This is a genomic window from Pseudomonas congelans (assembly GCF_900103225.1).
In the GTDB taxonomy this organism is placed as follows: Bacteria; Pseudomonadota; Gammaproteobacteria; order Pseudomonadales; family Pseudomonadaceae; genus Aquipseudomonas; species Aquipseudomonas congelans.
On sequence record NZ_FNJH01000001.1, the window covers coordinates 246,403 to 266,793 of the forward strand.

The following is a 20,391-nucleotide window of genomic DNA, read 5'->3' on the forward strand; positions in this document are numbered from 1 at the left end:
CACAAAAAAGGCGCCTCGAAAGGCGCCTTCTTTGTTTGCGGCAAGAGCAGTATTACTTGCCCGCCCAGCGCTTCAACACCAGCGTGGCGTTGGTGCCGCCGAAGCCGAAGCTGTTGCTCATGACCAGATCGATCTTGGCATCTTCCTTAGTCTTGAGCAGGATAGGCATGTCGGCGACCACCGGGTCCAGCTCGTCGATGTTGGCCGAACCTGCGATGAAGTTGTTCTCCATCATCAGCAGGCAGTAGATCGCTTCGTGGACACCCGCGGCACCCAGCGAGTGGCCCGAGAGGCTCTTGGTGGAGCTGATCGCCGGAGCGTTGGCGCCGAATACTTCGCGCACGCCTTCCATTTCCTTGGCGTCGCCGACCGGGGTCGAGGTGCCGTGGGTGTTGATGTAGTCAATCGCGCCGGAGTCGATATCGCCCAGGGCCATCTTCATGCAGCGAATGGCGCCTTCACCGCTGGGTGCGACCATGTCGTAGCCATCGGAGGTAGCGCCGTAACCGACGATTTCTGCGTAGATCTTCGCGCCACGCGCCAGAGCGTGTTCGAGTTCTTCGACCACTACCATGCCGCCGCCACCGGCAATGACGAAACCGTCACGCTTGGCGTCGTAGGCACGCGAGGCTTTTTCCGGCGTTTCGTTGTACTGGGTGGACAGTGCGCCCATCGCGTCGAACAGGAACGACTGGCTCCAGTGCTCTTCTTCGCCGCCACCGGCAAAGACGATGTCCTGCTTGCCCAGCTGGATCTGCTCGACAGCATTGCCGATGCAGTGTGCGCTGGTGGCGCAGGCGGACGAGATGGAGTAGTTCACACCCTTGATCTTGAACGGCGTGGCCAGACAGGCCGAAACGGTGCTGCCCATCGTCCGCGTGACGCGGTAGGGGCCGACGCGCTTGACGCCTTTCTCACGCAGGGTATCCAGTGCTTCCATCTGGTTCAGGGTCGAAGCGCCGCCGCTGCCGGCAATCAGGCCGGTGCGTACGTTGGAAACCTGCTCGTCGGTCAGGCCCGAATCGGTGATGGCGTCTTTCATCGCCAGATAGGCATAGGCTGCCGCATGGCCGACGAAGCGGAAGATCTTGCGATCGATCAGCTCTTCCAGGTTCAGGTCGATGGAGCCGGAAACCTGGCTGCGCAGACCCATTTCGGCATATTCCGGGTTGAAGCGGATGCCAGGGCGGTTAGCACGCAGGTTAGCGGTGACGGTCTCTTTGTCATTGCCCAAGCAGGAAACAATACCCAGACCAGTGATAACGACGCGGCGCATGCGAGTACCCTTAGAAATTTTCAGTGGAAGTGAACACGCCGACCCGGAGGCCTTCGGCGGTATAGATTTCGCGACCGTCTACACTCACTGAACCGTCGGCGATGGCCAGGTTCAGTTTGCCTTTCAGGACGCGCTTGATGTGGATGTTGTAAGTGACTTTCTTGGCGGTAGGCAGAACCTGACCGAAAAACTTCACTTCGCCTGAACCCAGGGCACGGCCACGGCCGGGATTGCCCTGCCAGCCAAGATAGAAGCCAACCAGCTGCCACATGGCGTCGAGGCCCAGGCACCCCGGCATGACCGGATCACCTTCGAAGTGGCAGGCAAAGAACCACAGGTCCGGATTGATATCCAGTTCGGCGACCAACTCACCCTTGCCGAACTTGCCGCCCTCATCGCTGATGTGCGTGATGCGATCAACCATCAGCATGTTGGGGGCGGGCAGTTGCGCATTACCTGGGCCGAACAGCTCGCCACGACTGCAGCGCAGCAGGTCTTCCCGGGTAAAGGCGTGTTGTTTGGTCATGCGAGCTCCTCAATAATCTTGTGCGGCAGGTTGTGGCGCCACTGGCCCGAACGCCAGTCCTGGCGCGCTAATTTCGCCAGGACCCTGTCCGGCAGCCTACTCATAGACTGTTGCGTTGTAATGAAAGTCACAGCTCAGGTGAAATCAAGGTACACCTGTACACTGAATTTTGTCATTCAGCCGATTTTGCTGGCCGATCTGGATGCCAAGACTGCCGCAATTTAACATTTATCGCCAGTCGCAGGTGCTTCAAAGGACAGCCAGCGCTGTAAAACCTGCTGTAAATCAGCATGTTTGAAGGGTTTGGGCAGGTAATCATCCATTCCTGCCTGCAAACAGGCGTCCCGATCCCCCTGCAACGCGTTAGCCGTCAGGGCAATGATTGGGATTCGTTCCAGCCCGGAAAGTTGCCTGATTCGACGGGTGGCCTCATAGCCATCCATGACCGGCAGTCGGCAATCCATCAGAATCAGCGCGTGGTTGCCTGCGCTTGCCTTCGCCACTGCTTCGGCACCGTCGACAGCGATGTCGACCTCGCATCCCAGATTACGCAACATGGCCTGCACCACCGTGCGGTTCACCGGATTGTCCTCGACCAGCAAGATGCTGCGCTCCCGACCATGTGCATCAAGTATCGACAGCGGCTTGGCAATAGCCACCGAAGTGTCGCGCGAGACGGGCAGGGGGATCTGCAGCGTAAACAACGAGCCCGAACCTTCCTCGCTCTCGGCGTGCAAGGTGCCGCCCATGCGTTCGGCCAGGGTCCGCGCAATCGGCAGCCCCAGCCCCGTGCCGCCGTAACGCCTGGAAATAGAGCTGTCGGCCTGTTTGAATGCATCGAACATCGATTCCAGTCGCTCGGCGTCGATACCGATACCGCTGTCCTGTACCGCGCAGGTGAAATGCAGCCGCTCAGCGTCGAGCATTGCCCACCTGGCCTCGACGCAGACCTTGCCTTGCTCGGTGAATTTAAGTGCGTTACCGATCAGGTTCACCAGAATCTGGCGAATGCGGGTCGGGTCGCCTATGACGTTCATGGCCTCCAGGCCCGGCTGAATGTGCAGCTCCAGCAGCAGGTTGCGTTGCGCGGCGCTGTGGTTGAAGGCGTGGGTCGAGGCGCTGACCAGTTCAGCCAGGTTGAACGGGATGCCTTCCATTTGCAGGGCATCGCGCTCGATGCGGGAGAAGTCGAGGATGTCGTTGATGACGCGCAGCAGATGCTCGGTGGATTCGGTCGCCAGCGTCGCATACTCGCTCTGCTCATGGGTCATGTGCGTGGTTTCCAGCAACTGCAGCATGCCCAGTACACCGTTCATGGGGGTACGCAGCTCGTGACTCATCATGGCCAGAAAATCAGATTTGGCACGGTTGGCCTGTTCGGCTTCTTCCCGTGTATGGATCAGTTGTGCCACCGAACGCTGCTGCTCGAGGCTGGTGCGGTGCAGGTTCTCGGCCAGGTTGTTGATGTGCCGCGCCAGCGCGCCCAGCTCGGCGTCGTCGCTGACCGGCATGGGTGTGTGGTAATCGCCCTGCTGAATCGCCTTGAGCGCTTCGCCCATATCGCTGATGGGTCTGGACAGGCTCAAGGCCAGGCTGCGCGCCAACAGAAAGGCGAACATCAGAGCGCCCATCGCCAGGACGCCGGCCTTGAGCAGTATCTCCTGCTGACGCCGGCTGAATGCTTCGCTGGACATGCCGACCAGAACCCGTCCCAGATAACTCTGTGAAGTGCCCTGTGCGGGTTGGCCTTTTCCTGCGCCAGGCTTGCCGGGATTGCCGTGAATGGTGGTGCGCTGCGGTTGAACGGGGGCCAGGAACACTTCCATCTGCCGGGTCTGCTGCTCGTTTTCGCGCGGCTGGTCTATGTAGATCACCGAGGTATTGGAGCTGTCCTGAATTTCCACATAGCGAACGCTGGGCATGGACAGCGTGGCGCGCATCAACGCCTTGAGGCCCTCGATATCGCCGGTGGTCACGCCCGGCTCGACCGCGGTCGCCAGCTGATTGGCGATCAGCTGCCCGGTGTGATTGAGTTCCTGACGCAGGTCCTGAATACGCACGAAGGTAAAAAAGCTGATCAACAAGGCCGTCAGCAAAAGGGCAGGGCCAAGGCTGATGATCTGTGTGCGGGTGTTGATGTCCCAGTGCCGAAATTTCATCGGCCGTGCGCCTCGCGCGCAAGGCACTGCGGAGGTAGTTCGATTGATGCATCCATGCCTGTTCGCCCGGTGGTCGCGAATCGGTCCGGCTGCACAAGGTAGGGCCGGCTATCGCGATGATTCATGCTGTGCGCGCATGTTAACCGAGATGGCGCGTGTTTCCAGCGAACTTGTTTGATTGAAGCCGTTCGGAGTGCGTAACAGATCAGCTTTGTCGCTGGCTGATAACGTGTTGCTCCGTATAATGACGGCATCGCCACTTGAATGGCTCTGGATGGATAGTTTTATGACCACACAGCAACCCGTCGCGGTGCTTGGCGGTGGCAGCTTCGGTACGGCCATTGCCAATCTGCTGGCCGAGAACGGCCATCAGGTTCGTCAGTGGATGCGCGATCCGGAGCAGGCTGAGGCCATTCGCATCAATCGCGAAAACCCCCGTTACCTCAAGGGCATCAAGATTCGTCCTGAAGTCGAGCCGGTCACCGACCTGACAGCGGTGCTCGACGCCAGTGAACTGATCTTCGTTGCCTTGCCGTCGAGTGCCTTGCGCTCGGTGCTGTCGCCTCACGTAAAGCGCCTGAATGGCAAGATGCTGGTGAGCCTGACCAAGGGGATTGAAGCGCAGAGCTTCAAGCTGATGAGTCAGATCCTCGAAGAGATCGTCCCGCAAGCGCGTATCGGCGTGCTGTCCGGGCCCAACCTGGCGCGGGAAATCGCCGAGCATGCGTTGACCGCAACGGTGGTCGCCAGCGAAGACGAGGCGTTGTGTCAGGAGGTTCAGGCCGCATTGCACGGGCGAACCTTTCGCGTCTATGCCAGCAATGACCGGTTTGGCGTCGAGCTGGGCGGGGCACTGAAGAACGTCTACGCGATCATTGCCGGCATGGCGGTGGCGCTGGACATGGGCGAAAACACCAAGAGCATGCTGATCACCCGGGCACTGGCGGAAATGACCCGTTTTGCGGTCAGCCAGGGTGCCAACCCGATGACCTTTCTGGGACTGGCCGGGGTAGGCGACCTCATCGTCACCTGCTCCTCGCCGAAAAGCCGCAACTACCAGGTCGGGTTTGCGCTGGGTCAGGGGCTGACGCTGGACGAAGCGGTCACGCGCCTGGGCGAGGTGGCCGAGGGCGTGAACACCCTCAAGGTGCTCAAGGTCAAAGCGCAGGAAGTGCAGGTCTATATGCCATTGGTCGCCGGGCTGCATGCGATTCTTTTTGAAGGCCGTACGCTCAGCCAGGTCATCGAGGCGCTGATGCGGGCCGAGCCCAAGACGGACGTCGATTTCATTTCGATTACCGGCTTTAATTGAATTCAGTCTGATCAGGAGAAGGTCTTGAACGAGTCGAAAATCCAGCACAACGAATCGATCCTGCTGCGCATTCTATGGATGCTGCTGTTTCTGGGGGTATGGCACGTCGCGCAGATCATTCTGTCGGGTGTGGTGCTGGTGCAACTGGTCTATCGCCTGATTTACGGCGCACCGAATGGCGGCCTGATGAACTTCGGCGACAGCATCAGCCAGTACCTGGCGCAGATCGGTCGTTTCGGGACGTTTCACAGCGACCACAAACCCTGGCCTTTCGGCGACTGGCCGGCGCCGCGTGCGCCCGAAGGCGAGGCGGCCCATCATGTTCCGTCAGCGGTACAGCCGGTACGCGGTGAGGAGCCAAAGCCATGAAGGTCTGGGTATTGCGTCATGGCGAAGCGCAGTCGCGGGCGCGCAGTGATGCCGAGCGCGAGTTGACGGCACACGGGCGTGAGGAAGTGCAGAAAAGTGCGCTGCAGCTGACAGACAAGCCCGTGCAACGGATCATTGCCAGTCCCTACGTGCGTGCACAACAGACTGCAGAGCTGGTGCGTCAGTCATTGGCATTCGATGACTCGATCGTCACCGCGCCCTGGCTTACACCCGACAGCAGCCCGCGCGAAGTGCTGGCGCAACTGGACAAGCTGGGTGTCGATGAAGTGTTGCTGGTCAGCCATCAGCCTCTGGTGGGCGAACTGATCGGGGTACTGGCGCACGGCAGTCCGCAGCAGGCCGAGCCCATGAGCACTGCCAGTCTTGCCGAGCTGGAAGGCGAGTTCGCAGTGGCAGGCGGGATGCGCCTCAACAGCGTCAGGCACGTCTGAACGGTCTGTGCGCACAATGAATGACCGCCGCGAATGCGGCTCTCCCGGGAAAAGGATTTAGCATGAGCATATGGCGTCAGGCTCCCGATATCGAAGCCCTTACGGCGGCTCAAAAAAACACCATTGGCGAAGTGCTGGATATTCGTTTCGAAGCATTCACCGATGACTCTCTGACCGCCAGCATGGTGGTCGATCAGCGTACCCATCAGCCTTTCGGGCTGCTGCACGGCGGCGCATCCGTGGTATTGGCCGAATCACTGGGGTCGATGGCCAGTTACCTGATCGTCGACCCGAGCAAGTATTTCTGCGTCGGGCTGGAGGTCAACGCCAACCATTTGCGTGGTGTGCGTAGCGGACGTGTCACCGGTGTGGTCAGACCCGTACACATAGGCCGGACCACCCATGTATGGGACATCCGTATCAGCAACGAAGAAGGCAAGCCAAGCTGCATTTCACGCTTGACGGTCGCCGTCGTAGCGCATGGCAAAGAGCCTCCAGTCAAATGAGTGTTTTCAGCTATTAAGGACGCGTTCTCAGGTCCGGTTTGGCCGTTGTGAGAGGGTATCTTTTCTCTTAGTGTCTGAATGTTCCCTGGAGGGAACATTCATTCTCAGGAGGATTGATGATGACTGAAGATAAGCCAGCCTCACCCGGAGAGAGCCCTGCGCCTGAACACACGGTTGCGTCTGAAACGCCTGCTCTGCCGGGCAGTCCACCGTCCTTTGTCGGGGTGCTCACCGGTCAACCGATATCTGCTGCAACTCCGCCTGCAGCGAAGGCTCCACCGCAACACGGTGAATTGAATCTGGAAAAGCGCTTGAAGGCGGTCTATGCGGATAACCTGATGACCTCAGCCGAGTTCATGGCCTTGCGTGATGATGCCGACATGCTGTTCGACAAGTTGAAGGTCCAGTTTCCCGACAATGGCGCCCTCGCGCTATTCCAGCCGTTGTCGGATGTCGCGGTACAAGCCATGCAGTTAGCCATCCTGGACTTCAGAAAAGCCAAGCCCTCTGCTGAGGCCAAGGCCCTTGCCAAACAGTCTTTTGGTTTTCAGGTCGCCTATATAAAGGCTTGCCTGGACCGGTTCACCCAGGCTTTATAGGCCTTAATGCCGCTCCGACCGCCGTATCGGGTAATCCTGATGGCCGGAGTGACACCTGCGATGGCGGTTCCAGTCATTGCCGATCCGCGAAGCAACTTGGCACAATCGTGACTCGTCCGCTCATGGAAGTATTGGCATGTCGCAACCCGTGTTTTTTGCTCACGCCAATGGCTTCCCTTCGGCGACGTACAGCAAGCTGTTTTGCGCGCTGGCGCCGGAGTATTCGGTGGTTCATCTTGAGCAACACGCCCATGACCCGCGCTTTCCGGTGGATGACAATTGGCTGAATCTGGTCGATGAGCTGATCCACCATCTTCATGAGCAGCCGGGCCCGGTGTGGGGGGTAGGGCACTCGCTTGGCGGCGTGTTGCATCTGCATGCCGCATTGCGCTGCCCGGAACTCTACCGGGGCGTGGTGATGCTCGACTCGCCGGTGCTGGGGCTGGCTGATCAGTTGTTCATCCGCGCTGCCAAGCGCCTGGGCTTTATCGACCGAATCACGCCAGCGGGTCGTACTCTAGGGCGTCGTGAGGCGTTTGACGATCTGCAGTCGGCACGCGCCTACTTCGCTGGCAAGACCCTGTTCAGCCGCTTCGATCCCGACTGCCTGACCGCCTACCTGCAACACGGTCTGCGCGAGGACGGCGGGCAGTGGCGTCTGCGCTTCGACCCGGCGACCGAGATCAGCATCTACCGCAGCATCCCGCACACCAGCCCCATGCCGTCACGGGAACTCAAGGTACCGCTGGCCATGGTGCGAGGCAAACACAGCCGGGTGATCATGCCTCATCATGGCTATCTGGCCCGACGCATGCGCGAAGGCGAATACCTGACCATGCCCGGAGGGCACATGTTTCCCCTTGAACGACCGGATGAAACCGCATTGCTGCTCAAAACGCTGCTCGCTCGCTGGGGCGCGCGTAGCGCTTCAAGGGTGACGGCGTGACGTTTACCGTGGAGGAGGTCCGTTTCAATCTGGGGCATATCGAACTCGCTGCTCACCTTTACGGCGCCGAGGACGGCCAGCCGGTGATTGCCTTGCATGGCTGGCTCGACAACGCCAACAGCTTTGCCCGGCTGGCGCCGCAGCTGGAGGGCCTGCGCATCGTAGCGCTCGATCTGGCCGGGCATGGTCATTCAGAGCATCGGCCTGCCGGGGCATCCTATGCGCTGGCCGACTATGTATTTGACGTGCTGCAGGTCGCCGAGCAATTGGGCTGGCAACGCTTCTCCCTGATGGGCCATTCGCTGGGCGCTATCATTTCGGTATTGCTGGCCGGGTCGTTGCCGGAGCGTGTCACGCGGCTGGCCCTGATCGATGGTTTGCTTCCCTTGACCGGCGACCCTGAATCCGCCGCCGAGCGGATGGGCTCCGCTCTGCAGGCGCAGCTCAGGTTGTCAGGCAAGAAAAAGCCGGTTTACGAGGATCAGCAACGCGCTGTTCAGGCGCGCATGAAAGGCGTTCTCCCGGTCAGTCGCGAGGCTGCCGAATTACTTGCGCAGCGCGGCCTGATGCCGGTGCCCGGCGGCTATACCTGGCGCAGTGACGGTCGCCTGACATTGCCTTCTGCGATACGTCTTACACATCAGCAGGCGATGTCTTTCGTCAACGCTATCCGTTGCCCGACGCAACTGCTGGTCGCTACGGGCGGCATGCTGGCGAAAAACCAGCTCATGCTGTCCGGTCTGCCTTTCGACGTCGTGCAGCTTGAGGGTGGCCATCACCTGCACCTGGACGATGAGCAGGGTGCAAGCTCTGTTGCACACTGTATCAATCGCTTCTTCGCTGCTTCTTGACTTGAGCCCGGCAACTGCCGACGCTGGGCGGGTTGAAACAGGAGTCAACCGTGATGGATCAATCTGCAGCCTCTCGTGACCGCCTTGCCGGCGATCTTTTATATTTTCGTTCCCTGCTTGCCTGCCAATGAGAGCACTCATGCGTTTATCAAGTGTTCCCGTTGTCGCCTTGTGCCTGTCGATGTTCAGCGCCGGGCTCTGTGCCGCCGATGCGCCAGGCAGCAGTGATCTGCAGATTCTGCCACGCCTGGCGGACACGGAAATCGTCGATTATCGTCCGGCTGCCGAGCTTGAGCGCGTCTACCCGATGGGTTCTATCCGCAAGATCAGCGGCCAGTTGCGTTTCGATGGCCAGGTCAGTGCGCGGGGCACTCTGACGGCGGTCACCTATCAATTACCTGTCGAGCGGACTTCCGACGACGCTTTCACCGCAGCTCGCGAAACCTTGCAGCAGCAGGGCGCCGAGCTTCTGTTCTGGTGTCAGGCGCGCGACTGCGGAGAAAGCAGCCTGTGGGCCAACGAAGTGTTCGGCAACGCCAAACTGTATGGCGCGGATGACCGCCAGGCTTACCTGCTGCTGCGTCTGGCAGAACCGCGCAGTGACACTTTGGTAGCGCTTTACAGCATCACCCGTGGCAACCGCCGCGCCTACCTGCACGTCGAGCAGTTTGAATCCTCCGCGCCACTGGGCGAACTGCTGCCGACCTCGGCCACCTTGCTGCGCCAATTGCGAAGCACCGGCAAGCTGGAACTGCCCCGCCTGAGCGGCGAACCACAGGATGCCTGGGTCACCCTTATTTCCCGCGCCCTGAACCTGGACAGCAGCCTGCGCGCCACGGTGTCCGGGCCCAGTGCCGGCGCCTGGCTTGAGGCCCTGATCGCCAAAGGCGTTCGCGCCGCCCGGCTCGAGGCAGGCGTCAATGAAGGGAAGGGGCTCAAGATCGAGGTTATCCGCTAGAACAGCGATGGCGGACAGGCAGGTTCGCCATTATGCTCGCTCCCTCCGATCCTTTTTAGTGAATAGCGCATGTTCAACAATGACCGTCTGTTGGTGCAGATTCTGCTGCTGGCGCTGTTCGGTGCCTGTCTCTGGGTGATGGCGCCGTTCTGGTCGGCGCTGGTATGGGGCGCGGTGCTGGCCTTCGCCAGCTGGCCGCTGATGCGTTTGCTGACCCGCTGGTTCAAGGGTCGAGAGTCGCTGGCTGCGTTGGTGATGTGCCTGTGCTGGATGCTGCTGGTCGCGGCGCCGCTGGTGTGGCTGGGTTTCAATCTCGCCGACCATGTGCGTGACGCAACCGGCCTGATCAAAGACATTCAGGTCGACGGCTTGCCTGATCCACCGCAATGGCTGGCAGGTATTCCGCTGGTGGGCGAACGGCTGGTAGCGCTGTGGACCACCATCGATCAGCAAGGCGCGGCGTTCATGGCGACGCTCAAACCACACCTGGGGCAGGTCGGTAACTGGATTCTGGCACGCAGTGCGCAGATCGGCAGTGGGATTCTGGAACTGACCCTGAGCATCGTCTTCGCCTTCTTCTTCTACAGGGACGGTCCGCGCCTGGCCGCCTTCGTGCTCAGCCTGCTTGAACGCCTGATTGGCGAGCGCGCCCAGTATTATCTGGATCTGGTCGCCGGCACGGTGCAACGCGTGGTCAACGGGGTCATCGGGACGGCAGCGGCCCAGGCGGTACTGGCGCTGATCGGCTTTCTGATCGCCGGTATTCCCGGTGCATTGGTGCTGGGTATTCTGACCTTTCTGTTCAGTCTCATCCCGATGGGTCCGCCATTGGTCTGGCTGCCGGCCACTGCCTGGCTGGTCTGGCAGGGCGAGTACGGCATGGCGATATTTCTGGGCATCTGGGGGATGTTCATCATCAGTGGCGTGGACAACGTGCTCAAGCCATACCTAATCAGCAGGGGCGGCAATCTGCCGCTGGTAATCGTCTTGCTGGGTGTGTTCGGCGGGTTGCTTGCCTTCGGCTTCATCGGCCTGTTCATCGGCCCGACGCTGCTGGCAGTCGCGTACAGCCTGTTGACCGACTGGGTCGGCAGCGAGCGTGCCCGCAGCCGCTGACGGCGAACGTTTTCGCAGTGGTTTCCAGGCACGGAGTGGTTGCACGGTCTAACTGGTTTGGCTGGAGAGACTGCTGATATCACGCTGGCCATTGTTCGCACTCACAGAGTGCGTCACAGGCGTGGCAGGTTCAGTATCGCCGTCAGGCCGCCGCCCGGCGTCTGCGCCAGCGTCAGATCACCGCCGATCCGCCGGGCGGCTTCTCGGGCGATGCTCATGCCCATGCCGATACCGCCCGAGTTGCGGTTACGCGAGCTTTCCAGACGGTAGAACGGTTCGAATACCGTCTCGTGAAACTCAGGCGCGATGCCCGGTCCGTGATCAACCACCGATATGCGCACGCGCTCGAGGCTGTCCTCGATCACGATATGCGCGCTACCGGCATAGCGCAGCGCGTTGTCGACCAGATTCTGCAGGCACGAGCGCAGTGCCATCGGCTGCGTTTTGAGCGGCTTGCACTGGCCTTCGTACTGCACGTCGTCGCCATTGTCCTGGGCATTCTCGGCCTGTGACTCGATCAGCGCCTGCAAGTCGAACTGCTGCAAGCCCTCGTTTCGCCGATGTTCGTTGAGGTAGGCGAGCGTGGCGTCGAGCATGTTGATCATGTCGTTGAGGTCTTGAGTCATCTGGCCATGCAGCTTCGGTTCCTCAATCTGTTCGACGCGCAGCTTGAGCCGCGAAAGGGGCGTGCGCAGGTCATGGGATACCGCAGCGAGCATGCGTCCGCGTTGTTGCATCTGTTCACGGATGTTGCGCTGCATCAGGTTGAACGTCTGCGCAGCCTGCCGGGCTTCTTTGGGGCCGATGATCTCCAGTGCCGGGCTGTCGAGATTTTCACTGAGCCGCTCTGCTGCCTCGCTAAGGCGCTGTACCGGGCGGGCCAGCGCTTTGGCGCCGTACCACGCGGCAACAATCAGGGTGACGAACTGAAAGAACAGCACCACCAGCGGACCACCCGGCGGCGGCCTGTGCCGTTGCCCTCGATCGTCCTGTGCATGCTGCGCATCCGGGCGGTCTTCAGGGGGCGGGCGCATGCCGTATTGCGTGAACCAGATGAACGCCAGCAAGTGCGCGAGCATGATCGCCAGCAGCGCGCCGCCGAACAGTCGGGCAAATAGCGTATCGAACCTGCGGATCAACCCAGCTCCCTGGCATCGAAAAGATAGCCTTCGCCGCGTACGGTCTTGATCAACTGCGGATTTTTCGGGTCGTCCCCCAGTTTCTGACGCAAGCGCGAGACCAGCAAATCGATGCTGCGGTCAAAGGCTTCTATCGAGCGGCCTCGGGCAGCATCGAGCAGTTGCTCGCGGCTCAGCACCCGGTGAGGTCTTTCGAGAAAAACGCGCAGCAGCCGGAACTCGGCGTTGGACAGCGGTACAACCAGGCCATCGGCCGCTGTCAGTTGACGCAAGACACTGTTCAGGCGCCAGGCGTCGAAACGGATGGTGGAGCGCTGATCGCTGCGTTCATCACGTACCCGACGCAGAATGGTCTGGATGCGCGCGACCAGTTCGCGCGGCTCGAACGGTTTGGCCATGTAATCATCGGCGCCCAGCTCCAGGCCGATGATCCGGTCAGTCGGCTCGCAACGAGCCGTCAGCATCAGGATAGGGATGTCGGATGTGCTGCGCAGCCAGCGGCAAAGCGACAAGCCGTCTTCCCCGGGCAACATCAGGTCAAGCACCACTACGTCAAACTTTTCTTCGTCCAGGGCCAGGCGCATCTGGGCACCGTCAGTCACGCCGCGTGCCTGAATGTTGAAACGCTTCAGGTAATCGCACAGCAACTCACGGATCGCTACGTCGTCATCGACGATCAGAGCGCGGGTAGTCCAGCGCTGTTCGGTGGCCGATTCATCGGCCGGACTGTCGGTAAGTACTTGCATAGGCCTTCGCTGTCTCACTGGCTGCCTGTGACCGGGTATCGGCTGGCTGGCGCGCGGTGCGCAATCGTGTCGATATGAAATGTCGTGTGCATGTCATCACTGTATCAATTCGGACACATTTTTCCGTGTCTTCGATGAGACCAGATTTTCACGGCTGTCAAGCTAGCAAATTCGAGAGTTGTGCCTGGCTTGCAGTGGTTGTCCACTGGCATGCCAGGCGGCACGTTCCCCAAGGCCTCTGCTGTCTGCGGACACGCCATTCAGGAGATGCTAATCATGGATTCGAAGAAATACCAACCGCTGCGTGCGCAGAAAGTACGCGACGATTACGCAAAGCAAAAAAGAGTGCTGAACAGGAACGCGGATTTACCACTGCTCCCTGTTACCGTCATCAATGCAATCGACGGAGATGCTGACGGGTTGCTGCCCGTCAGCGCACTTGCAAGCGACCTCGCCATCACCATTGCGGACTGGCGGCTAACCGCTCCGCCACCCGGCTTTACAGAAGATATTCATCTTGAGTGGCGACCCGATACCGTCAGTGAGTTCATTTCAATTTCGATAGAAACTTTGTCGACACCCATCATGGAACCTTTTCCTTTGCAGAGAGCTATTGAGCAAAGGCATTTCGCGCAACTCGAAGGCTTGCTGCACTTCAGGTATGGGGTCAAACCCTGGAACGACATCGAGGTGCAGTATGCGACTCCTCAGCCGATCACGCTGGACCGAATTCCCCCTTACGGAAACGAAGAGCCGCTTGTCATGGAGGATCCGGGACAGGTCAACGATGCCTCTCTTGACGTTAACGGCGGCGTCATAGTGACAGTGCCTGATTTTGTGGAAAGCAAAAAGGACTTCGTCAGGGTTGCGATCATCTGGTCGGATAAGGTCCCGCCTGTCGATCAAGCCATCATTCCCGATATAGTCGAGCTCCTGCCCGCAAATCGGCAGATGTTGATATCCCGCGACCTGGTGGAACGCTACGCCTCCGGGGATCATTATGTAGCCTATGAGCTATTCGACAAGGCAGGAAACCGCAGTCGTGTTTCGCGGGTGCGGACCGTTCCGGTCGCCAGAGGGTTGTTGCCCATCAATCTTAAATCGCCTGTCGTTCCACTGGCTGCTGACGGGTTTGTCGACCTGGAAGACGCCAATCGAGGTGTGACGGTAGAGATTCCTGCATTTGAGCAATACCATCCCGACGACCAAGTCGTGGTCACCTGGGGAGCAACCCCGTTGACGGCAAAGCGCATCGGTGAAGGAGACAACCCTTTTCCAGTGACGGTAGATGTCAGTTGGGAGCATCTGAATGCCGAATACACGATGCCCGCCGTAACCCCCTACGACGTTAGCGTTCCGGTCACCTACACGGTCATGCGCGGCACGACGCCTTTTGCGTTGCCGGATCTCCTTGCGATCGAAGTAACCGTCAACCTTGCCCACCCGGGTCCGGTGAACCCGACGGATCCGAATCCGGTCAATCCCGATCTTCTCCCGATACTTGTAAGGGGGGAATCGGGCGAGGATAACCACCTGATTGCCGCCGACAAGGATAAGGATGCGAAGGCTATAGTGACGCTCTATAGCCCGACCAGATCCGGTGAAGTCATTACGATGTACTGGAAGGGGGTGGCAATTGCGCAGACGGCTACGCTGAACGGCAATGAAAGCGCTGGAGATGAAATCGAGCTGAACATTACGTGGAATGAGATTGAGGTCGGTGGCCCAGGGACCGTACCGGTGTACTACACTGTGACTCATCCGGATTTTATTAATATTCAGAGGTCAGCTGAAACGCCAGTACTGGTTGACGCAGTGCCGATCATATTGATCGCCGCTACCTTTCCCGATATTTCCGCTGTCGGCTCTGCTTCAATGCTTAATTGCGCGTCTTTGCGTAAGCGTCAAAGTGATGGCTTTATTGGTTACAGGGTCAGTATTCCACCCTCCGGCTTTTTGGTCGCAAAACAAGAGATTACCCTCAAATGGGTGTTGAAAGAGGCAGACCAGATTGCGGACATACTCGGCACTGAGCTGATCGACAAGATTGAAATTGCAGAAGGTGCAGATCTGGCCGGCATAGAATGGTTTGTACAACCGTATGATCAGTACATTCTGCCAGCACAGGAGGATTCGGCGAACGGCTGGGCCTACGCTCGCGTGGTTTACACGCTCAATATCAACAATGGAGACGTTGAGTCACAGTACGTCGATACCATTGTCGGCATTCAGGATCTGGAAGAAGCCAGTGGAACATGTAACATAACTTCACTGCCAGAAATTCCCTGAGTGTTATAGCGAAAAAGTCTGTCGGGCAGGATGATCCCGGCAGACCAATCATTTGAATAGCATTTTACTTGTAGGAGAAGTCCTACAAGTAAAGTGGACCGGTCCGACAGAAGATAGGGGGGGATCTATCTACTATTGGCACCCTTTCGTTATTGACTGGTTCGCTTGATGGCGGGCCAGCATTTCGTAGTCTGGAGATGCCTTAAATGAACAATCCCCCGCTGCCTGGTGGTCGCCTGATCCTTTTGTTTTTATTCAGGCCTTTGGCCTTTTTGCCACTCCTGCTGTCCGGCCAGGAGGTCTTTGCTGAGCCCGTCAGGTCTGACAAGACCATTGATGGTACGACCCCGGTAACCGATTATCGTGTTTCAAGCGGGGCCACGCTGACGGCCAATGGTGCAGGGACGCTCAATGTCGTTGTCGAGCAGGGGTCGGCCGTGGTGCTCAATGGCTCCAGCGTAGCCGGTACCGGTTCAGGTGTTCTATTGCTCAACTCCATTGCCGACGTTGTCGGCAGTACGATTACAGGTACAACGACGGGATTATCGATAGGTCGCGTCAGCACCGATCCGACAGGCTCCAGCGCCACTGTCCAGGCCAGCACCATCAGCGGGAACTTGATTGGCGTACAGCTTGGTTCGCGGGGCGAGTTTACCGCGCGCGACTCTCAGATCAGCGGCGGCACCGTGGGCTTGCAGATGGGTAACGGGTCTGCGACCGTCTATGGCGGCACGATCAGTGGTGGCAACGGTGTGGGCATCAACCCTGGCAATGATCTGTCGATGCCTAACAAGCTGATTCTCGACGGCGCGACCGTGCAAGGCACGACTGGCGCGGCCATTCTGGTGGGCGACTATGGTCTGGAGTCCACAATCGCCGAGATTTACGTGAACAACGGCTCTACTTTACAGGGGGCAAACGGGGTCTTGCTGGACGTCACCGGCATCGCGGCTGCGAACATGGAGGTGGACAACAGCCGCCTGACCGGGGACGTGGTTGCGCAACAGGGCGCCACTGCCAATCTGGTTCTGCAGAATTCGGCCACCCTGACCGGCAACCTGCAAAACGTGCAGCGCGTTGCGATCAACAGCAACGCACAATGGATCATGACAGGCGACGACAAGGTGGAAAATCTGTCACTGGCGGGCGGTTCGGTGCGCTTTGGCGAATCGAGCGCTTTCTACACATTGTCGGTGGACAATTTGTCGGGAAGCGGCACTTTCGCCATGAAGGCCGACTTTGCTCAAAAACTGAATGATTATCTGGAAGTCACTGGCAACGCCAGTGGCAGCCATCAACTCGCGGTGACCGCCAGCGGTGAAGAACCGTTGAGCGACGCCAGTCTGCACATGGTGCATATTGGCGCAGGTGATGCGCAATTCAGCCTGCTGGGCGGGCCGGTCGATCAGGGAACCTGGTCCTACGATCTGGTACGGCAAGGTAATGACTGGTATCTGGATGCGTCGCAGAAGATCATCAGCCCAGGCGCAAGCTCGGTCCTCGCACTGTTCAATGCCGCACCGACGATCTGGTATGGCGAGCTGACTACACTGCGCACCCGCATGGGTGAATTGCGCAGCAGTCCCGGAAATGCCGGGGGCTGGATGCGCGCTTATGGCAGCCGCTACGATGTCGAACAAAGTGCAGGTGTAGGTTATCGACAGTCCATGAGTGGTGTGAGCCTCGGTGCCGACGCGCCGCTGCCATTCGGTGACGGGCAATGGCTGGTAGGGTTGATGGCAGGCTACAGCAAATCGGATCTGGATCTGCAGCGCGGCACCAGCGCGAAGGTCGACAGCTACTATGCCGGGGCTTACGCAACCTGGCTTGATCAGCAGAGCGGCTATTATTTTGACGGCGTGGTGAAGTTGAATCACCTGCGCAACACGGCCGATGTCAGCATGAGTGACGGGCAGCAGGCCAGAAGCGACTACGACACCAATGGTCTGGGCGCCTCCCTGGAATTTGGCCGGCATATCAATCTGGCAAATGGGTACTTCATCGAGCCGTTCGGTCAGGTGTCTGGCCTGGTTTTGAGCGGCAAGGATTATCAACTGTCCAACGGCATGCGTGCAGAAGGCGAGCGAACCGGATCCTTGCTGGCCAAAACGGGGGCAACGGCAGGACGCAACTTCGACGTAGGCGACGGGCGAGTTCTGCAGCCCTACATCCGTGCGGCACTGGCTCATGAGTTCATGGATCGAAATGAAGTGCGGGTCAATGACAACCGCTTCAATAACGACTTGTCGGGTTCCCGTGGCGAACTGGGAGCGGGCGTCGCGATGTCAGTATCGGAAAAGTGGCAGGTTCATGCCGATGTCGATTACAGCCGCGGCAATCGTATAGAGCAACCTTGGGGGGCCACGGTAGGCTTGCGTTATAACTGGTAAGACTATTGAAAAAAGGCCGTCATGGCCTTTTTTTGCGGCTTTAGAACCTCGCAATTCTGACAGTGTCGTCATGCAGGGCAAGGGTGTTAAATGAGCTCTGGTAAAGGATAAGGATCCCTCTCAGGGGATATACATGGAGCGTTCAAAATGACGAACACGGAACAAGTTCTGCCACGCCCGGTGGTGGCTGCGCTGCTGCCTGACAGCGCCGATTGGGATGAAACTAATCTGCTACCTGCAGGCGCGGCTGTCAGGGATTTGCCTGTTGAAATTCCCAAATGGGAATACATCCCCATCCCCGGCACCAAGACGCTACTGACGTTGTATTGGCGCACCGGGATCAGCACTCATCTGATTGAGTCGCGAGAGTTCAAGAGCGAGGATTACCCTCTGATTCCTCCAGACGAGCGCGTGTTTGAAGTGCCGACCCTCTATCTGGTTCAAGGCATTCACGACGTCTGGTATCAACTGACAACGACTAATGGCGAGACTTCAGAGTCCGAAAAAAAAGCCATCACAATTGACCTCACGCCACCTCTTACCGCTGTCATTGAACGATTGAAATTCGACACGACTACTGTCACGGAGCAATACCTGACTGACCACGGCCAGCAGCTGGTCGCAGAGGTCCCTGTTTATCAGGATTGCAAGCCGGGCGATGTCATCACGTGGTACTGGAATAGCAATCCGTTGAATGTACAGCCTGGCGATGAGGTGGACAGTCGGCTTTTGCTACGTGGTGAAACCCAGCCACTGTCTGTTGAATATCCTGGCAGCATGATTATTGCCAGTGGCGACGGGGAGCATTACGCCTTCTACACACTCAGGGACCGGGCAGGGAATGTCAGCGCATTTTCACAGCCGGCGTTGCTCCAGGTGTCGGCTCAGCCCGTTCCACGGGTACTGCCTGCACCGCGCATCACCGAAACGTCAGGGTCGAGTTCAAGCACGCTCAACCCCTATGACGCGCTGAAGGGCGCTCATGTGGAAATACCTGACGCCGCTGTGATCTACCCCGGTGAAACCGTCCGTGTGCAATGGGGAGAGCCGGGTACTGTGGGCGCCTATCGCACAGAACCGGCAGAATCAGCCGTGTTCACCATTCCCTCCACACACATTGCGCAGCATTTCGACAAGTCGATTCCTGTGTACTACGAGGTGTTTGAAAGCGGTGTCGAACTTCCGCATGTGTCAAGGGTACATACCTTAAGCGTGTCGAAACTCGAGGGTTTTCCTGTTGTGCAGTGCGACAAGGTAACAGGCGGGCAGCTGAGTCTGGGCGGCATTGCCACTGGAGGAAAGGCCAGTTTCACACTCGCCAGGTGGTCATTCATGGGGCCTGATCAGTTCGTCAGTATTGAAGTGCGTGGCACGGACAACGCCGGAACTCTGGTAGTGGTTCCGGTGGTGACGGGGTATCCAGTACCGGGAGAGGCTACCACTATCGCGGTCGGCCATATTTTCAAGGCGGACCTGCAACGCTTTAAAATCGGCGGTCTGCTCGAGGTCAGAGTCAGGGTGAGTTTCGATGCGAAACTCACCTGGCAGCGGTTTCCTTCCTTGACGCCGACCCTTTATCCCTGACGGTAAACACAGTTGTGCTGGCGGGTTACTTATAGGTCATGGTGAAACTCAACGCCCCTTTGGCCAGGCCTGGCCGGATCGCACTGTTGGCATCGGTCTGATAGAAACGGGCGTGAAAGTTGAGCACGGTGTTGCCCGGACTGATTGCAGACAACGGCACTTCAGTTAGCAGCTCCATCGGCGTGATGGCATCTGCTTTGAGGATCTGGATGCCTATGCCCTGGGCAGTAGAGTCGCTGGTCAGACTGAAAACACCGCTATTAGTCGGTTCTACCGGCATTGATCCCTGAACGCCATCGAGCTGGATATGAGCGGTAGCGACGAAACCTGTGCCAGGGGCGGTATCGGTTTCGCAATTGCTCAGGGAAATGCTGAAAGGTACCGCCGTGGTGGTAAAGCCAGGGCCTGTGAAGTCCGCGCTGTCCCATTCCCCGAGCTGGACAGGATCGGCGCTCACCGCATTGGCACCGACGCTGCATTGGGCCTGGTGAACGGTGCCTGTCAGGCCGAAACTCATGATCTTGCCCAGCGGTGTAACACTGCCGCTCCACAGCTCGCCGCCATCCAGTAACTGCGGGCCGGAGGGGATAGGCCCGGTCTTTACCAGCGTGACCTCATGTCTCAGGTGCAGAATCCTCATAGCGCTTATCATTGGCCGATGATCGTGAATGCCAAGGTAGGGCACTGTCGGGTCGCCGTCCACAGGGATGAAACAGTTGTTGCACGGGCCACCGGGAGGGGGGGTGAGTGGAATGCCCAGTCTGGTCCGCACGCCGACGCCCGGGATATTGGTCTGTAATATCTTGCCGGTCACATCCTCCCCGTTGATCGGGTCTATCACGCCAGGAAACACGGGTACCGTTGCAACTGCCCGGAACTCAAGCAGCGCGGTGCCGTCATTGATGCATGCCACCTCCAGGCCAGCTGGATCCGGTGTGATCGCGCTCATGTTGACGCTGCCGATTACCGAACCGATTTTTGCGTCCCTGGCGACATAAAGTGCACCGATGTCTCGACGAAAGTCTTTCATTCCCGGGGCTGTGCGCCAGTAGCATTCGTTGCTTGGATTTTGTTGGGGTTCACCGGCCATTGCGATGCTGAAATGGCTGGCGCCCAAGGCCATGAGACCATAGGCCAGGCATTGAGAAGCGGTGTTCATAAGCGTTTTCCTGA

18 protein-coding genes are annotated in these 20,391 nt (G+C 58.8%); 12 read left to right on the forward strand and 6 right to left on the reverse strand.

The annotated features are described in order from the left end of the window. Positions 1–52 precede the first annotated feature (52 nt). From fabB to BLR20_RS01035, 3 genes are all read right to left on the reverse strand, one after another. On the reverse strand, positions 53–1,276 hold the full coding sequence (fabB, locus tag BLR20_RS01025; protein WP_010432918.1) for a beta-ketoacyl-ACP synthase I: 1,224 nt from the start codon (positions 1,274–1,276) through the stop codon (positions 53–55). Between the two features lie 10 nt (positions 1,277–1,286). Then, a complete protein-coding gene (gene fabA, locus BLR20_RS01030) occupies positions 1,287–1,802 on the reverse strand; it encodes a 3-hydroxyacyl-[acyl-carrier-protein] dehydratase FabA (RefSeq protein WP_003316569.1) in 516 nt (171 codons plus the stop codon). A gap of 221 nt (positions 1,803–2,023) precedes the next feature. After that, a complete protein-coding gene (locus BLR20_RS01035; RefSeq protein ID WP_054993956.1) occupies positions 2,024–3,961 on the reverse strand; it encodes an ATP-binding protein in 1,938 nt (645 codons plus the stop codon). 286 nt (positions 3,962–4,247) lie between these two features. Between BLR20_RS01035 and BLR20_RS01040 the strand changes: the two genes are divergently transcribed. The 9 genes from BLR20_RS01040 (at position 4,248) to BLR20_RS01080 (ending at position 11,070) form a co-directional block, all read left to right on the forward strand. After that, a complete protein-coding gene (locus BLR20_RS01040; RefSeq protein WP_054993955.1) occupies positions 4,248–5,273 on the forward strand; it encodes an NAD(P)H-dependent glycerol-3-phosphate dehydrogenase in 1,026 nt (341 codons plus the stop codon). Positions 5,274–5,297: 24 nt separating this feature from the next. Next, complete coding sequence (locus BLR20_RS01045) at positions 5,298–5,642, forward strand: DUF4389 domain-containing protein (protein ID WP_054993954.1); 345 nt, start codon at positions 5,298–5,300, stop codon at positions 5,640–5,642. Continuing rightward, a complete protein-coding gene (sixA, locus tag BLR20_RS01050) occupies positions 5,639–6,094 on the forward strand; it encodes a phosphohistidine phosphatase SixA (RefSeq protein ID WP_032614482.1) in 456 nt (151 codons plus the stop codon). The genes BLR20_RS01045 and sixA overlap by 4 nt, the downstream gene beginning before the upstream one ends. Positions 6,095–6,156: 62 nt before the next feature. Then, positions 6,157–6,600, forward strand: a complete 444-nt coding sequence (locus tag BLR20_RS01055) for a hotdog fold thioesterase (protein ID WP_054993953.1) — start codon at positions 6,157–6,159, stop codon at positions 6,598–6,600. A 116-nt stretch (positions 6,601–6,716) separates the two neighbouring features. Next, positions 6,717–7,199, forward strand: a complete 483-nt coding sequence (locus BLR20_RS01060; protein ID WP_054993952.1) for a hypothetical protein — start codon at positions 6,717–6,719, stop codon at positions 7,197–7,199. 136 nt (positions 7,200–7,335) lie between these two features. Further along, complete coding sequence (locus BLR20_RS01065; protein WP_054993951.1) at positions 7,336–8,145, forward strand: alpha/beta fold hydrolase; 810 nt, start codon at positions 7,336–7,338, stop codon at positions 8,143–8,145. After that, positions 8,142–8,996 (forward strand): alpha/beta fold hydrolase, encoded by an 855-nt coding sequence (locus tag BLR20_RS01070; RefSeq protein WP_054993950.1) that lies wholly within the window; start codon positions 8,142–8,144, stop codon positions 8,994–8,996. The genes BLR20_RS01065 and BLR20_RS01070 overlap by 4 nt, the downstream gene beginning before the upstream one ends. Positions 8,997–9,135: 139 nt before the next feature. Beyond that, entirely contained in the window at positions 9,136–9,954 is an 819-nt protein-coding gene (locus BLR20_RS01075; protein WP_054993949.1) for a DUF4892 domain-containing protein, read from the forward strand. Positions 9,955–10,023: 69 nt separating this feature from the next. Further along, positions 10,024–11,070 carry an AI-2E family transporter gene (locus BLR20_RS01080; protein WP_003406124.1) on the forward strand — a complete coding sequence of 349 codons (1,047 nt, stop codon included), beginning with the start codon at positions 10,024–10,026 and terminating at the stop codon, positions 11,068–11,070. A 113-nt stretch (positions 11,071–11,183) separates the two neighbouring features. On the opposite strand, the gene BLR20_RS01085 is transcribed toward BLR20_RS01080, so the two are convergent. Next, positions 11,184–12,209 (reverse strand): sensor histidine kinase, encoded by a 1,026-nt coding sequence (locus BLR20_RS01085; protein ID WP_054993948.1) that lies wholly within the window; start codon positions 12,207–12,209, stop codon positions 11,184–11,186. Continuing rightward, entirely contained in the window at positions 12,206–12,955 is a 750-nt protein-coding gene (locus BLR20_RS01090) for a response regulator (protein ID WP_010432884.1), read from the reverse strand. The genes BLR20_RS01085 and BLR20_RS01090 overlap by 4 nt, the downstream gene beginning before the upstream one ends. A 276-nt stretch (positions 12,956–13,231) precedes the next feature. On the opposite strand from BLR20_RS01090, the gene BLR20_RS01095 reads away from it, so the two are divergent. The 3 genes from BLR20_RS01095 to BLR20_RS01105 all read left to right on the forward strand — a co-directional run bounded on the left by BLR20_RS01095 (position 13,232) and on the right by BLR20_RS01105 (position 19,218). Further along, the gene (locus tag BLR20_RS01095; RefSeq protein ID WP_054993947.1) at positions 13,232–15,244 is read left to right on the forward strand and encodes a hypothetical protein; all 2,013 of its coding nucleotides are present in this window, start codon (positions 13,232–13,234) and stop codon (positions 15,242–15,244) included. A gap of 206 nt (positions 15,245–15,450) precedes the next feature. After that, positions 15,451–17,634, forward strand: a complete 2,184-nt coding sequence (locus BLR20_RS01100) for an autotransporter outer membrane beta-barrel domain-containing protein (protein ID WP_054993946.1) — start codon at positions 15,451–15,453, stop codon at positions 17,632–17,634. A gap of 147 nt (positions 17,635–17,781) precedes the next feature. Next, a complete protein-coding gene (locus BLR20_RS01105; RefSeq protein WP_054993945.1) occupies positions 17,782–19,218 on the forward strand; it encodes a hypothetical protein in 1,437 nt (478 codons plus the stop codon). Positions 19,219–19,243: 25 nt separating this feature from the next. Here BLR20_RS01105 and BLR20_RS01110 read toward each other — a convergent pair whose 3' ends face one another. Further along, positions 19,244–20,377: a fimbrial protein gene (locus tag BLR20_RS01110; protein ID WP_010432873.1), complete on the reverse strand. Its 1,134-nt coding sequence runs from the start codon at positions 20,375–20,377 to the stop codon at positions 19,244–19,246. Positions 20,378–20,391: the final 14 nt, after the last annotated feature.